At 50.1% G+C, this 13829-nt stretch carries 15 protein-coding genes and 1 tRNA gene; 6 read left to right on the plus strand and 10 right to left on the minus strand.

From position 1 onward, the window contains the following. Positions 1-20: 20 nt before the first annotated feature. The 5 genes from AAA857_RS01145 to AAA857_RS01165 all read right to left on the minus strand — a co-directional run bounded on the left by AAA857_RS01145 (position 21) and on the right by AAA857_RS01165 (position 4833). Positions 21-1664 (minus strand): hypothetical protein, encoded by a 1644-nt coding sequence (locus tag AAA857_RS01145; RefSeq protein ID WP_338172223.1) that lies wholly within the window; start codon positions 1662-1664, stop codon positions 21-23. A 59-nt stretch (positions 1665-1723) separates the two neighbouring features. Then, positions 1724-3265, minus strand: a complete 1542-nt coding sequence (gene purF, locus AAA857_RS01150) for an amidophosphoribosyltransferase (RefSeq protein WP_338172225.1) — start codon at positions 3263-3265, stop codon at positions 1724-1726. A 62-nt stretch (positions 3266-3327) separates the two neighbouring features. Then, a complete protein-coding gene (locus tag AAA857_RS01155) occupies positions 3328-3507 on the minus strand; it encodes a 50S ribosomal protein L37e (protein ID WP_338171951.1) in 180 nt (59 codons plus the stop codon). Positions 3508-3578: 71 nt separating this feature from the next. Next, positions 3579-4043 carry a hypothetical protein gene (locus AAA857_RS01160; protein WP_338172227.1) on the minus strand — a complete coding sequence of 155 codons (465 nt, stop codon included), beginning with the start codon at positions 4041-4043 and terminating at the stop codon, positions 3579-3581. Continuing rightward, complete coding sequence (locus AAA857_RS01165; RefSeq protein WP_338172229.1) at positions 4036-4833, minus strand: hypothetical protein; 798 nt, start codon at positions 4831-4833, stop codon at positions 4036-4038. The genes AAA857_RS01160 and AAA857_RS01165 overlap by 8 nt, the downstream gene beginning before the upstream one ends. A gap of 130 nt (positions 4834-4963) precedes the next feature. Here AAA857_RS01165 and AAA857_RS01170 point away from each other — a divergent pair, with 130 nt between their 5' ends. The 5 genes from AAA857_RS01170 to AAA857_RS01190 all read left to right on the plus strand — a co-directional run bounded on the left by AAA857_RS01170 (position 4964) and on the right by AAA857_RS01190 (position 7319). Then, complete coding sequence (locus AAA857_RS01170; RefSeq protein ID WP_338171957.1) at positions 4964-5248, plus strand: 50S ribosomal protein L44e; 285 nt, start codon at positions 4964-4966, stop codon at positions 5246-5248. A 10-nt stretch (positions 5249-5258) separates the two neighbouring features. Next, positions 5259-5429: a hypothetical protein gene (locus tag AAA857_RS01175; RefSeq protein ID WP_338172231.1), complete on the plus strand. Its 171-nt coding sequence runs from the start codon at positions 5259-5261 to the stop codon at positions 5427-5429. Positions 5430-5445: 16 nt separating this feature from the next. Continuing rightward, entirely contained in the window at positions 5446-6234 is a 789-nt protein-coding gene (locus AAA857_RS01180; RefSeq protein WP_338172233.1) for a translation initiation factor IF-2 subunit alpha, read from the plus strand. Positions 6235-6239: 5 nt separating this feature from the next. Next, a complete protein-coding gene (locus AAA857_RS01185) occupies positions 6240-6473 on the plus strand; it encodes a nucleolar RNA-binding Nop10p family protein (protein ID WP_338172235.1) in 234 nt (77 codons plus the stop codon). A 90-nt stretch (positions 6474-6563) separates the two neighbouring features. Further along, complete coding sequence (locus tag AAA857_RS01190; RefSeq protein WP_338172237.1) at positions 6564-7319, plus strand: PAC2 family protein; 756 nt, start codon at positions 6564-6566, stop codon at positions 7317-7319. A gap of 39 nt (positions 7320-7358) precedes the next feature. Here the strand turns inward: AAA857_RS01190 and AAA857_RS01195 are convergent. Next, positions 7359-7441: transfer RNA gene (locus AAA857_RS01195), tRNA-Ser, on the minus strand. Between the two features lie 55 nt (positions 7442-7496). Here AAA857_RS01195 and AAA857_RS01200 point away from each other — a divergent pair. Then, the gene (locus AAA857_RS01200; RefSeq protein ID WP_338172239.1) at positions 7497-7697 is read left to right on the plus strand and encodes a hypothetical protein; all 201 of its coding nucleotides are present in this window, start codon (positions 7497-7499) and stop codon (positions 7695-7697) included. Here the strand turns inward: AAA857_RS01200 and AAA857_RS01205 are convergent. The 4 genes from AAA857_RS01205 to AAA857_RS01220 form a co-directional block, all read right to left on the minus strand. Next, a complete protein-coding gene (locus AAA857_RS01205; protein WP_338172241.1) occupies positions 7686-9539 on the minus strand; it encodes a PD-(D/E)XK nuclease family protein in 1854 nt (617 codons plus the stop codon). The genes AAA857_RS01200 and AAA857_RS01205 overlap by 12 nt on opposite strands. Before the next feature lie 55 nt (positions 9540-9594). After that, complete coding sequence (locus tag AAA857_RS01210) at positions 9595-11337, minus strand: PD-(D/E)XK nuclease family protein (RefSeq protein WP_338172243.1); 1743 nt, start codon at positions 11335-11337, stop codon at positions 9595-9597. Positions 11338-11379: 42 nt separating this feature from the next. After that, positions 11380-13158, minus strand: coding sequence for a ribosome biogenesis/translation initiation ATPase RLI (locus AAA857_RS01215; RefSeq protein WP_338172245.1), 1779 nt, complete (start codon positions 13156-13158; stop codon positions 11380-11382). A gap of 95 nt (positions 13159-13253) precedes the next feature. Continuing rightward, positions 13254-13793 (minus strand): 50S ribosomal protein L16, encoded by a 540-nt coding sequence (locus AAA857_RS01220; RefSeq protein WP_338172247.1) that lies wholly within the window; start codon positions 13791-13793, stop codon positions 13254-13256. Positions 13794-13829 lie beyond the last annotated feature (36 nt).

Consider the following 13829-nt stretch of genomic DNA (forward strand, 5'->3'; position numbering starts at 1 on the left):
CTATCGGAGAAGGAGGTCCTTCATGAGGTTGAGCCTTCCAGAACAGTAACTGTAAGACGGTCGGAGGTCCATCCACCCTGCTGGTCGACCACACGAAGCTCAAAGGAATGAACGCCGAGCGACACTTTCAACCGAACTTGAGAAGTTGTAGCAATTTCTCTTCCTGAGCCTTCAATCCACGACCATGATTTAACTTGTTGATGAGGGTCGAACGTTCCGTTACCGTTCAACAAAACGATGCAGGTTCCATCATCATCTGCCGTTAGACGTTGATCGTCGCCAGCGGAAGCTTGTGGCTTGAGGATTTCATCATGGTGAGATGAGAGCGCCTCGAACAATTCGTCTTCATCTTCTTGCATCAACATTGATTCCGTAGGATTGTTGAGCGCATCGAGCAAATCGGCATCATCCGTCAATGCTGAAGGACGGGCACCCTTGGGAGATGTTCGTTCGTCGCCCATTGCGTTGAGGAGGAGGTCAAGTTCCTCCGTGTCCGCCATTTGATCGTTCATTGAATCCCGTTCGGAATCGGTAAGAAGGGCAAGGACATCATCATCATTTCCACTGTAAAGTTCTTCTGCATTCAATTCAACATGACCGGGTGTTATCGTAAACCAAAGTGACAATTCCGTAGGGTCCATCTCAGTGGGTTCTTCCTTAAGGTCAATGCATCCGATGGGTTCTGCGTCGGTGTAATCGTTTTGGTCATCTCCTGCAAAGTACAGACGTTGCCGTTCACGATCTGCATGAAGCCATTGAGCCATTCCCTGGTGCTCAACTTTCCAAACAGGGCCGTCAAGTTCTTTTCCATGAATGAAGAACCAAGAACTCGCTGCAACCGTTCCCCTCGAGTATACCAATGAAAATATGGGGTGCTGAGTTTCTAAAACGAGCTCCATGGAACCGTCTTCTTGGAGGTGATGGACTTCTCCATTATCAAACCCTAAATAAGAGCCTGCCTCTCCTATGCAGGATGTAAGTAAACGCATACGTAACTCCTGACGGTGAATAAGTTGGCCTTCTGACCACAATTCAAGCTCTATGGCCTCTTCATCTCCTGCAACCAGAGCGTGCCCCTCACGGGTCAAGAAAAAATTACCTTTTTTGGTCAAACCCATTCCAGTGATTCGTTCTCCTATGCTCCCGCGCATGGGCCGAGACCACACAACAGCATCCTCATTCAGGCAATGGACCGAACCGTTTTGCTGAGCGATGTAAATATGGTCATCCGACACCTCCATCTTGATGATGTCTTCAAATCCGAATTTGGAGGACAGTGAGGCTGCAGAAGGTTCGCTTTTCATAGAAAGGAGTTGCCCAAGACCGTCCAAAATCACCAGCGATTGGCCCCAAGGGGTGCACTGCACAACCCCTGCGTCAACGCTTTTTTCCTGCGAGACACTTCCGTCGAGGTCATGAAATACAAGCCCGTCGATTTCGTCACCCACAATCCATTGATTGCGGAAAAACTGGAGGGAGGAAACATCGTTTAAATGCTCAAACGTTGAGGTCACCCGGCATTGTCCATCCTCATCAAGCACGGCGAGATGCACTCGTCTTTTACCCTCAACCCATGCAAGATGCGAGGTCGCTTCATCGAACATGAGATGGCTTACCTTCCCCTCGGATTCAACCAACCGGTAAGCATCATGTGTGAACACCATGGAAGTCGCTGAACTGCACTGTAAAAAAGGCCTCGCCCGTATTGAGCATTCGCACGGTGTCAGATTTCTTCGTCGTTGTGAAGATCAATGACGGCATCGTCATCATGCGATTGATTCTTGGCTGAATCGTTTCGCGCAACATCGAGTCGGTCAAGATACGCTTCATCGATGTCTCCGGTGACGTAATTACCGTCAAAACAACTTGAGTCGAAACGGTCAATTCCTGCCTTGTCATTCCAAGTTACATCGACCAAGTCCTCCAATGTCTGGTAAAACAAGCGGTCGGCACCGATCACTTCACCAATCTCTGAAACCGTTTTCCCATTTGCAATGAATTCGTTCACTGCTGGCATGTCAATTCCGTAGACGTTTGGATGGCGTACCGGTGGGGCTGCTGATGCAAAGTAGACTTTGGCGGCACCAACTTCACGAGCCATTTCGATGATTTGGGCACTTGTGGTTCCACGAACGATTGAATCATCGACGAGAAGAACATTTTTCCCCTTAAATTCGTGCTCAATAGCGTTCAATTTGCGACGTACTGATTTCTCACGCAATGCTTGACCAGGCATGATAAATGTCCGCCCAACGTAACGGTTCTTGACAAATCCTTCACGGTAAGGAAGGTCCAGAGCATTAGCCATTTGCAAGGCTGCAATTCTCCCAGAGTCGGGAATTGGAATGACGGCATCGATGTCATGGTCTGGCCACTCTTCAAGAAGACGTTCTGCAAGTCGTTGGCCTTGATTGAGTCGGGCCTGATACACTGAAATTCCGTCGATGACAGAGTCTGGTCGTGCGAAGTAAACGAATTCAAAGATACAGGGCGAATAGGAGCGCTTTGGAGCGCATTGACGGGTGAAAAGATGACCCGATGAACTGATGAAAACCGCTTCTCCAGGGGCAACATCCCGAATCACTTCAAAACCAAGAGCCGTCAAAGCAACCGATTCACTCGCAACCATGTACTCTTCTTCTCCCTCAACTTCACGCTTTCCGTAGACGAGGGGACGAATACCGTTTGGGTCGCGAAAAGCCAAGATCCCGTAACCCGAGATGACGGAGATGCAGGCATAGCCACCTCTTACGTGTTCGTGAAGAGCAGAAACTGCTCCAAAAATGGTCTCGATGTTGATGTGAGGGTTGCCCTCAATTTTGAGTGCACGGGAGCGATGCCCAATTTCAACAGCCAGCATGTTCAGCAACAATTCAGAATCGCTTGTGGTGTTGATATGCCGCATGTACTCATCACGGAGCATGACAGCCAGTTCGTCGGCATTGGTCAAGTTCCCGTTGTGTGCAAGAGCGATACCGTAAGGTGAATTGACATAGAATGGCTGGGCTTCGGCTCGAGACGATGAACCCGCTGTTGGATACCTTACGTGGCCAATTCCAACGTTGCCTTGAAGCCTCATCATGTGGCGTTTGAAAAAGATGTCCGAAACCAATCCGTTGGATTTTCGAAGGCGGAAGTTGCTTTCGTAATCCGTAACAATTCCAGCGGCATCTTGCCCGCGGTGTTGCAATACGGTTAGACCGTCATAGAGCAATTGATTGACATGGAATCCTTGCCGACCAACTAGACCGATTATGCCGCACATGGTGTCGCCTCATCGCTACTAAGCCTTGCCTGCTTCTTATCGTTGCGATTGATTCGCAAGAGTCAAGCCTTAGGGCGGTGGGACTTCTTGGACCAGTTGAACTTGCGAATTCGTGCAGTTTCGCCGTATCCACACGACGAACACACCTTCTTTTGCTTGTGATATGCGTTGCGGCCACAGCGGCGGCAACGCAGGTGAGTGGTCTTCTGACGCTTTCCCATTGACGGTGTACCCTTCGACATTTAACCACCCTGTGGAGCAGTCCACCGACCTCTTCCTTATGAAATCAACGGCAGACCATCTGGAGGAAGAATCACTCTTCTTCTCTAAAGATATGCTGCCTAGCGGGGCTGTTCATGAGAGAGGCAAAGGAGATACCCCCCACGATGAGGGTGCTGATGGAGACGGCAATGAGCGTGGTCGAGAAGCGAATGATGTTCGACAGTACCTGTGCTCGAATGGAACCGTTAGCTTCCATGAGCAAATCACCTTGAGAAAGGAACATGAAGGAAACCATGACGCCAACAAGGGCTGCTCCAAGCATACCCAGCAAAGGTGCGACTGGACGCTTACGCTTATCACCGTAAACAAAGAGGGAAAAGAGCAGAACAAAGGAGGCCAAGGTGTAGGATGTGAGAAGCGAGTTACCAAAACGGACAAAGGCACCGTTCGTCACGTGACCGTAGAGCACAAGCGCAATCCCGCAAAGAACCAACGGGAAGAACAAGAAACTAGCACCCAATACCACGAGGCTGGCCCGAGGTTTTTGTTCATTCATCCGAGGAACCTCCCTCTGTATGAGTTGCTATAATTCCTGCTGCATGAATGAGTTCATCGTCGGTGGGTGCCGGCAATCGGGAGGGCTCTGGAAGTTGAGATTCGTAGAAAGCAATGACAAAGGCAAACACCAAGATGGCCAAACTGAACCCTACCAGCATACCGAATACATCGGCGCCCGCAAGCCAAAATTCATGAGCAAATCGTTCAGCATCAACACGGAGTCCATCGAATGCAAAGCCCATGATGACCAAGCTTACCATCATCACCAAAACTACGGTGAGCAGACGCTGCTCTTGGATGCGATTTACACCCACCTGACGGGTCAACATTATCGCTCCAGCGGCCAGTCCGGTTGAGACAAGGAGCGTCGTACTCCAGAAAATGAACCAATAGCCGTTGACATCGCTTGGATAGGTTGGAGTCAAAACCCACCAGTGCATCCCCTCAAACCAAAGAACGCCGAGCATGATCATGACAATTCCACTTCGACGCTCGGATGAGGAAAGGCGACCGACTGGAACGTTGCCCGAAAAAGAGAGATTGTAGATGCCAACTGCAAGAAGCGCCGTAGGCCCGACTATACTTCCAATGAAGTGCCCAAAACTGCTCGACGGGGAGAACGGGATGGTCCAAGGCGTGAGCAATATTGAGAGAAGGCCAACTCCAGCAAGAATTTGTCCGGCGCGCTTGACCGTCCTTGCCTTCGCAAAGAGGAACATCAACGCCCCCATGACAATGACGGCCCCCGGCGCCCAGAAGAAAAAGAAGGCCTGTACCGTCTCTTCCATGCCATACCCAGTGCGAAAAACCTTATGAAGAATCCCTTGAGCATTTACGCAGTGAGCCGATTATTCACAGAAACGATGTCGGCAGCCATAAATACCCGACCTCTGTGGGCTGACTGCTTAGGTGTTACATATGGTAAAGCGACCCCGACAAGTCAAGCGCTACAGTCCTTCTGCTGGTAAGCATACCATGCACACCGTTGAGCGCGTCAAGAAGCGACGTGCCTCCGAACTTCGCTGGGGTCAGCGCCGTTTCCGCCGCGTCATGGCTGGATACCGTGGTTTCCCACGTCCAAAACCTGACGGTCGTGAAAAGCCAACCAAGCGAGTCAATATTCTCTACCGATGCACCGAGACAGGCAAAGCCCACTATGCTCCCTGCAAGCGTGCTAAGAAATTCGAATTGGTTGACAAGTGAGGTGTAAAAGATGACAGACAGTTTCCTAAAAGTTAGTTGCCGAGATTGCGGTAACGAGTCAACGATCTTTTCCCGAGCCACCACCGCTATTGCATGCGATGTGTGCAGTGCAACCTTGACCAAACCCTCTGGCGGAAAGGCAGAGTTGGTCGGATGTACCGTTGTTGAAGCGCTTGAATGAGGAGGCTGAGCCTCCCATGAGTACCAATCCCGTCGCACCTCCAGACGAAGGTGAACTTGTTGTTGCCACGGTCAAGAATGTGAAACAAAACGGGGCCTACGTTGACCTTGATGAATTCCCCGGAATTGAAGGGTTTATTTTCATTGGGGAAATCGCCAGCGGTTGGGTCAAAAACATACGAGGATTTGTTCGTGAAGGTCAACGGTTGATTTGCAAGGTAATGCGAACTCGAAAGGACGGCAGTTCTCTCGAACTTTCTCTCAAATCTGTTTCAGAAGAACGACGACGTGCTCGCCTCCAAGAATGGAAAAACGAGCAAAGAGCTCATCAACTTCTCAAAGTTCTTGGCGAAAAGGTATCTTGGAGTCCTGAACAAACCCAAGAACAAGGTCATGAACTCATTGATGCGTTTGGTACACTTTACGCAGCCTTTGAAGAAGCAGCGATGCAAGAAGGTGGACTTACGAACGCTGGATTTGAAGGTGACTGGATCGCTCCATTCATTGAAATCGCGATTGAAAACATCATCCCTCCCTTTGTTGAACTCCGGGGTATTTTGACCCTAAGCATCAACAATACACAAGGCGTTACCGTCATCCGAGAAGCACTTCTTTCTGCTGAATCATTGTCCAATGCTGAAGAAGAAACTGAAGTCAAGTGTTACTATGACGGAGCCCCTTCCTATCGCCTTGAACTCAAAGCACCAGATTTCAAAATTGCTGAATCCCTTTGGGACCAAGCAACACGTTTGGTCATCGACCATATGGTGGCCGCGGGTGGAGAAGCAAACGCACAACGAGAGTGAATACCATGGTCCGACAAATCCTACAACAGTGCCTAACATGCCAAGCCTTTGGTCTCAGTACGACTTGCCCTCAATGTGGAGAGCGAGCTCAAGCCGCTGCCCCACTCAAGTGGTCCCCTGAAGACCACAGAGCCTCCCTGCGCCGCAAGATGAACGGTGTAGAAGAATCCACATGGAGTGAATCCCTTCCAACACTACCACCGTTGAAGGCCATGATCAACACCGCTGAAGAGGAGTGATACGGCGACGGGGCCCAGGCCCCAAACCCCTTCGGGAGCCGTCATCCTTTACTCAAACATTATAACGCGTATTGGCTCGTTCGCGAGTTCATGACCTTGAGAATTGAATGGAGAAACGGCTCATCCTCTATCGGCACTGATGAAGTGATGTTGCTTGCCTTCCCAGGAGTAGGCAACATCGGGAAGGTCGCCATTGAGAGTTTGTGGAAACTAAACCCAACCAATGTTATTGCTCGACTCCATCCCTCTGGACTTCCACCTCTCGCAAAATTGGATGAGGATGGATTGCTTTCTCCACCTCACCTCACCCTTTCACGAGTACAAACTGAAAGCGGGTCAAGCTTGCTAACGCTTACCGGCCCTTCACAGCCAAATGACTCGAGTGCCCAAAGCCAAATGGCGGAAGAGTTGATGTTGTTTTTCCAAGAACAGGGCGTCAGCAATGTGATTGTCCTTGCCGGAATGGCGGACTCCCCAGAACGAAAAGATACATTCATGATCGCAAGTTCTGCGAACCATAGGATCGAAATGGAATCATTGGGCGTAGATGTCCGCAGAGATGAACCAAAAGCAGGAGCCATCGGCGTTGCTGCCTTGATCGCATCGATGGGACCGCTGTTTGGATTAAACACGAGTTGCGCCATTTCCACCACAGTAGGTGCAAGCGGCGACATACTTGCATCTCAGAGAATGATTGAACACCTTGACCGTTGGTTCTCGCTTGGATTGAATCTCCCTCAAGAAGGAAATGAATGGCTCAAGCGACGCTTAGAAGAAATGGCTCCGAAGAAGAAAATGGACCTCGTAGCCGAGATGTCATCATCCCATGATGCGTTCTATATGTAATCAAACTTCAATCCAAACATCAATTGTTGCGGACAAGAGCGCCGAGAGAGGGATTTGAACCCCCGCGTCCAAGGGACAGTGGATTTCGAATCCACCGCAATACCGGGCTATGCGACCTCGGCTCTATCACAGGCCTTTAGCGCGACCGTCATAAGCATGATGATGCCTCGGTGTTCCATGGAAGTACGGTTTCATGGAAGGGACGTCGAAATTTCAAGTTCGTTTGCAACAGGGACGACGGTTCGTGAAGCATTGTTAGCATCAAAGATTCTCCCCTCAATGGTCATTGTGAGTTATGAGGGGACTGTTTTGCCCCATTCTACTCGGTTAAACCAAGATATTGAATTGCTTGTCACAACCATTTCTTCAGGAGGTTGAACGCTCAACCCGTTCAATGATTTGAAGACGTGATTGCTTCGAATAATCCCCACGAACCTCAGTGGCCCAGGCATCAAGACCAAGATTCGCAAGAACGACGATGTCACCGACTTCAACCATTCCGAATTGGTTGTTCCAATCGTCAAACCAACCTTCAACCTTCATGGCCCCAGTATGGTCCATCAACATCAAACCTCGGCGGCGCCAAGTCTTGCCGTTCCGACCCACTCCACTCTTTTCGTAGGTGTAGACAATTCGCCCCCCCACGTTCCTTCGTGCGTTGTAAGCCATAAGGTCATGAGATTCTTCTGCCGGAGAATCATCCAGAACAACACGAGCAAATGGGTCGATCTTCAGAACGATTTCTCCTTTCCAATTTGTTGAAAAGATTGCATCCTCGACGAGAACTTCATCTCCCTTCTTGAGACCTTCAGGCCACGTGTTCCCACCATCACGATGCTCGTGAGAAATGATGTTGACGTTTGCAAAATAGTGCCCTTGCTGAATGACGATTTTAGGTGGTTTCCCTCCAGTGGGAACGCTCACACTAAACAGCTCTCCACGAATGCTAGCACGAGGGTTTAACGAGCCTATTTCATCGATCCGAGTCATTCCCGAGAATCCAGGCAATTGAAGGGTTTCAGGTAGCGGTGCTTCGTCAGAACCCCCACCGGCAGGACATACTTCTTGCCAATCGCAACGGTCACAACGAACCATGCGTGGTGGGTCTTTGGGCTCCCCCCCAGGCGCAAAACCTCGCATTGGTGCAGGCTCGGGTGGGCAATCCTCGCGAATTGGCTGTTCTTGTTTTAGTTCAACCCACATGTCTTGGAGCTCTTCTTCCATCTGTTTCAATTCCTCAAGAGAAGGAACATCGATGTGCTTGATTGACGGGTGGCCCAAATACCAGATTTGCAAAGAGCCAACGGTTTCAGAGCGCCCATGAGTGATGTACCAAAGCATTGCATACATACGAAGTTGACGAACATAATCTCCGGAGCGATCGTTCGCTCCAAGACTGGCTTTCAAATCCACAATGGTCACTGCACCATCCCAACTGTAGACAAGGTCGTATTCTCCTTGGAACCAGTGGTCAGGGTGAATGGCGTTCATGGAAAACTTAGCAGCGTCTGGGTCAACAAACCAGGGGCGAGAGCGTTCCCATGATTCCAACCAACTCGGGTCCCCTGAAGCAGCGAATGGGTGTCCGCTGGAAAATGAAGCGAAAGAGAAGCCGTCCGGAGCCGGCCATTGAGGGCGTTCTCCGTCCCGCCAAGACTGCAGGCCAGGGCCACCTTTTTCGTTAAAGCAACGTTCCACTTCATCAATGTGGAAGCGAAGCCCCGCTTTGGTCATCTCAAGACATCGGTTCGTGTCAACGCTTTTCCAGTCACCTGCTCTACGATCATCCCCTTGCCATTCAAGCCTCACCCGCTCTAAAGCAACCGGAAGATGTTGTTCACATCGGGCCATAGCCCATTCGAGTAGCGCTTCTTTGGATTGAGGAACATCACCTTCAGGTAACGGCATGAGCATCTGAGAAGGCCAACCACCGGATGTTTCACGGTCAGGGAGGCCGTCCTCGTCAAGTGGTGATGGGTCATGCGCATCTGCAGGAGCAGAGGCATGAATCAGTACAGGAGATTCTCTTAACACACGGCAGACGGCTTCTTCTACGGCACGACCGACAAAGAGAACTGGAATCTGGGGCATTCTAAAACGCAAGACTTTCTCATAATACCATAAGCGAGGGCAGGCTTTGTAGGTGTTGACTTGACTTGCAGAGAGTCGGGAATACGGCCCAACTGTGTCAGTGGTTGCATCTGCGAGTTGGACGGGCATAGAGGTTAACCTGTGCCTACCCCTTTTCAATTCTCATGCAAGGCTCCCTGCCTCTTCATCGTAGGAAAGTTGGCTCCATTCGAGTTTTCCTGGAGTCAATTCTCAACTGAAGTAACCCAGACCGCCAGCCGATTTCTACACCGGTCATGGCGACCAACGAACCGGGTTTCAAATTCAAAATTCGCTGATTGATGCTGTTCCCAAAGGCTACAACTTCTGCAACATGAGAGCCATCCCATAGCATGAACGCCACCATGCTCCAAGGTTTCCCATCAATTCTACGGCCACTCCGCTTTCGAATGGACAAAACATACCCCTTGACATTGGCCCTTGTTCGTAAGAGACCAAGGCGAGTGACTTCTATTGAATCGGGTTTTTTCAATTCATCAACAGCGATAATTTCAGTGCCTTTGTCGACGTAAAGCCTCGGTTGGTCTCGCCAAACTCCGGGCAAGGCATTGTGAACAAGAACGTTGTTTTGTTCAATTTCATGAAGGTTTGGAAACGAACCGGGCTCGCTTTCCTCGAGGGCGATGTGCTGAGTTCCTCCGACCAAAACTGCACCGAGAACCGGTTCAGAGAAGTGATTGGGCAAGGGCCCCCATGCACCAGAAAGCGTTCCCTTGACAGACACTCTCCCCTGAATACTCGCCAGAGGAGCATAAGGCGAAGAAATGGATGGGAGAGAGAGTTCTGAGATCCAATGAAGGGATTCGTGAAGGTTCCATTCGGAAGATTCGTTTCGAGAAACCTGGCACCAAAAGCAACCCGCCGCCTCTCCTGAGCAAGCGGATTCCGGTGAACTGGGAAAGGCTACAACACCTTCGCCTAGACCTTGCATGGCCCGATGTTGCTCTTGATAAAAATCGGTAAGGGATTCAATCTCATCTTCGCTAGGCGGAGCATACTGAACCCGCTCGGGACCGGAAAGGTACCACCCCTCCATACCGTCCACTCGTTGCCCATCGTGGGTTTGAGACCAAAGCCAGGAATAAAACCGCAGTTGATGCTCAAGAGATGAAGCAAACGAAGATTCTGATGACCCTGATTTGATGTCGATAATTCGAATTGTGCCGTCCCAACGCAGTACAAGGTCCAATTCACCGGATGCCCAACCGTCGGGACTGTAGAGGCGCTGCGGTTGATGCACTCGGGGGTCTTTGACCCATGGCCGTGCACATTCCCATGCCTCATTCCAGGTCACGGGCTCACCTTGGCCGGCCCATGTCGCAGATTGTTTAATGTCCCACTGCCTCAATTCCACATCAGGTACTTTTTCTGAACGAGGAAAGATTGGAACGGTTCCCCACGATGGCTCAGGTACGGAAAAGGGCTGATTTCCACTTCTTCGTGTTTCCAGATAGGGACCTCCGTCCGCTTCGAAACATCGGCCCACTTCTTCCAAAAACAACAGAAAGCCGCCCCGAATCCGGTCAACAAAGGTTTCAACGGCTACATCATCCCACGAAGCGCCGTCCTCCGTCCACAAACTTTCATTCCAATCGCTCTGCCCTTCATCATGGGCTTTCTTTGCCTGAGATACGATATGGGGCTCAGCCCAGGCGAGCAGTTCTTCCTTGGAATTAAGGAGCGGTGGGTGCATCATAAACAATTCACACAACGCATCTTCAAGCACAATTCCAGCCACCTGTGAAGGTCGAAGCGGTCCGTGTAAACCGACTTGATAAGCCAAAAACCACTGTTTTTGACAACGCAGGTACGTGGTCAGAGCACTCGCTGAAAGGCGATTTCTTGAGCGTCCAAGAGGTCCACCGAGTGGAGGCTGACCTACCGGCATGAGAACACCTCGGGCAACATGCCCATCAACAGTATGTTTCCCTCATGCATCGTAAGAATAGTAATCACCAACGTTACGTTGTTCACGATCCTTCCTGCTCTCGCCTTTGTTAATTCGAGGTCGTCGCGAATCGTGGTCTCTTCGGAAGGTCACATTCACGCTTGACAAAAAGCGATTCATGCCTTCACGGAGGTCATAGGGTCCAGTTGCCGTTCCATGGACACCTCCTTCACCTTCAAAGACCAAGAGCGAATCTGAAACAATGTCAATGAAATATACATCGTGGTCGATGACGAAGGCTGACTTTTCATTGGCTTCCATGGTTCTTCGAATGGCTTTAGCGGCCTCCATCCTTGCATTTGCGTCCAAATGTGCCGAGGGCTCATCCAAGAGATAGAGGTCTGCATCCCTTCCCAAACATATGGCGATAGAAACAGCTTGGCGTTCCCCACCGGATAGTTTCTTGACGCGCTTTGGCAGTAATTGGTCGACACCCAAAGCCCGAATGACGTTGACATTGAATTCACCACTGCGCCATCTTGGACCGAGTTCGCTGTCGAGCCAGAGTTGAACAGAGCCGTCAATATCAACATCGATGTGCTGAGGTTTGTATGAAATTTTGGCATCAGCCGTCACCCAACCTCCATCGTATTCGTGTTCTCCTGCGAGAAGTTTGATCATTGTCGATTTACCCGTACCGTTGGGGCCAACAACGCCGACCACTTCTGAACGATGGACTGCACCATCTCCTGAAGTAAGTTTAAACTCACCAAGTGTTTTCTCAAGGCCACCCCAACTTACGACCGGAGTTCCAATTTCAGCACTTCGATCTCGATGACGAAGGAACTTGATGGGTTTATCTCGAATCCGTACGTTCTCTTCTGGAAGGAAACCATCGAGATAAGAATTGATGGCTTGACGGGTTGAGCGAGCAGGAGTAAAGATTCCAAAAGCTCCCTTTTTCCCGTAAACAATGTGAACAAGGTCTGCAAGAACATCAAGAACTGCTAAATCGTGCTCAATTACGATGACACGCTTTGCTTCGGAAAGTTTTTGGATGATCCGAACGATTCGCATTCTCTCGTGGATATCCAAGTAAGATGACGGTTCATCAAAGAAATATACGTCGACATCACGAAGTATGGTTGCACAGATAGCCATGCGCTGCAATTCACCTCCTGACAGTTGCTGTATGGTCCGGTCAAGAAGATGGTCAATCCCCAAATCCTCAGTGGTTTCTCTCATGATGTTGCGTTCATCAACTTTCATTAACAGGTCGCGAACAGTTCCTTTGACTCGTTTTGGGAGACGGTCAACGTTCTGTGGTTTGACTGCAACCCGAATCTTATCAGCTTGGACGGCGATGAAGAAATCTCGCAATTCCCCTCTTGGAAGCGATTCAATCACGGAATCCCACTGCGGCTCAGTATCCATCCAATCCCCTAAGTTTGGGATGGTTCGTCCGGAAAGTGCGTTTATTGCAGTAGATTTGCCCATCCCGTTTGGCCCGAGGATTCCAACAACGCTTTCTTTTGAGGGCGTAGGCAAGCGAAACAAGCGAAATCCATTCATTGAGAATCGGTGAATCATATCGGATTCCAATTCACTCGGTAGATTCTCTATGATCAGCGCATCGTGAGGGCATTTGTTAATGCAAATACCACAGCCGATACAAAGGCTCTCAGAAATATGAGGCTTTCCGGTTTTGTCGTCGAGGATGATGCACTCTTGTCCATTACGAACAGGAGGGCAGAAATCGTGGCACTCATCGTTGCACTTCTTCGGTTGACAATTGTCTTCCTTCAAAACTGCGACTCGCACATCATCCCTCCTATGCTTTGCTTCTTGGCTAACGTATTTTGAATGACCGTTGAAAAAGCGGCCATGCCGCTCGCTTTCAGCGATTGGTTACGGCTTCAAATGAGACCCTTCAGGTGCTCATGTCCACGGATAAGGCGGACGGTACAGGGCGTAGGGAACTTCATGCTCGCCTTTCGAAGTGCATCTCGTGCAGCGAGATAATGCTCAGGGTGAACTTGAATCGAGATCACACGTTGTCCACGCTTAACACGAGCTGCTGTTCCGACATTCTTTCCGAAAGCGCAACGCATTCCTTGGGACACACGGTCAGCACCTGCACCAGTAGCCTGCTTGTTTTCACGCAGGATGTGGTGAGGGAAGGTGTGGATTCGCAGAGAGTACCCTTGAGTTCCTGCTTCCTTACGGATGGTGGAGTTGGATACAACACGGGCCGCTTCTAGAGCAGTGTGACGGATTTGGACGTCGTTATCAGAGCGCAATTCGATAACGACTGGGAACTGCCCAGTTTCAGCAGCAACACGGTTTCCAACGTGATATTGGTGAATACGGTTGTTTGGGACACCGCCAATGTACTTACGACGGGTGTAAGCGGGACCTTTCAATCGGCGATACATTACTGCTGGTTTCCGTGCCATACATATGCCTCCAAGCATTCCTGCGACCGATGCTCC

Origin of the sequence: Candidatus Poseidonia alphae (assembly GCF_943787815.1) — an archaeon.
In the GTDB taxonomy this organism is placed as follows: Archaea; Thermoplasmatota; Poseidoniia; order Poseidoniales; family Poseidoniaceae; genus Poseidonia; species Poseidonia alphae.

Coding starts and splice junctions, on each gene's coding strand:
- AAA857_RS01145 (WP_338172223.1), bottom strand. CDS start 1,664: ATGGTGTTCACACATGATGCTTACCGGTTGGTTGAATCCGAGGGGAAG.
- purF (WP_338172225.1), bottom strand. CDS start 3,265: ATGTGCGGCATAATCGGTCTAGTTGGTCGGCAAGGATTCCATGTCAAT.
- AAA857_RS01155 (WP_338171951.1), bottom strand. CDS start 3,507: ATGTCGAAGGGTACACCGTCAATGGGAAAGCGTCAGAAGACCACTCAC.
- AAA857_RS01160 (WP_338172227.1), bottom strand. CDS start 4,043: ATGAATGAACAAAAACCTCGGGCCAGCCTCGTGGTATTGGGTGCTAGT.
- AAA857_RS01165 (WP_338172229.1), bottom strand. CDS start 4,833: ATGGAAGAGACGGTACAGGCCTTCTTTTTCTTCTGGGCGCCGGGGGCC.
- AAA857_RS01170 (WP_338171957.1), top strand. CDS start 4,964: ATGGTAAAGCGACCCCGACAAGTCAAGCGCTACAGTCCTTCTGCTGGT.
- AAA857_RS01175 (WP_338172231.1), top strand. CDS start 5,259: ATGACAGACAGTTTCCTAAAAGTTAGTTGCCGAGATTGCGGTAACGAG.
- AAA857_RS01180 (WP_338172233.1), top strand. CDS start 5,446: ATGAGTACCAATCCCGTCGCACCTCCAGACGAAGGTGAACTTGTTGTT.
- AAA857_RS01185 (WP_338172235.1), top strand. CDS start 6,240: ATGGTCCGACAAATCCTACAACAGTGCCTAACATGCCAAGCCTTTGGT.
- AAA857_RS01190 (WP_338172237.1), top strand. CDS start 6,564: ATGACCTTGAGAATTGAATGGAGAAACGGCTCATCCTCTATCGGCACT.
- AAA857_RS01200 (WP_338172239.1), top strand. CDS start 7,497: ATGGAAGTACGGTTTCATGGAAGGGACGTCGAAATTTCAAGTTCGTTT.
- AAA857_RS01205 (WP_338172241.1), bottom strand. CDS start 9,539: ATGCCCGTCCAACTCGCAGATGCAACCACTGACACAGTTGGGCCGTAT.
- AAA857_RS01210 (WP_338172243.1), bottom strand. CDS start 11,337: ATGCCGGTAGGTCAGCCTCCACTCGGTGGACCTCTTGGACGCTCAAGA.
- AAA857_RS01220 (WP_338172247.1), bottom strand. CDS start 13,793: ATGGCACGGAAACCAGCAGTAATGTATCGCCGATTGAAAGGTCCCGCT.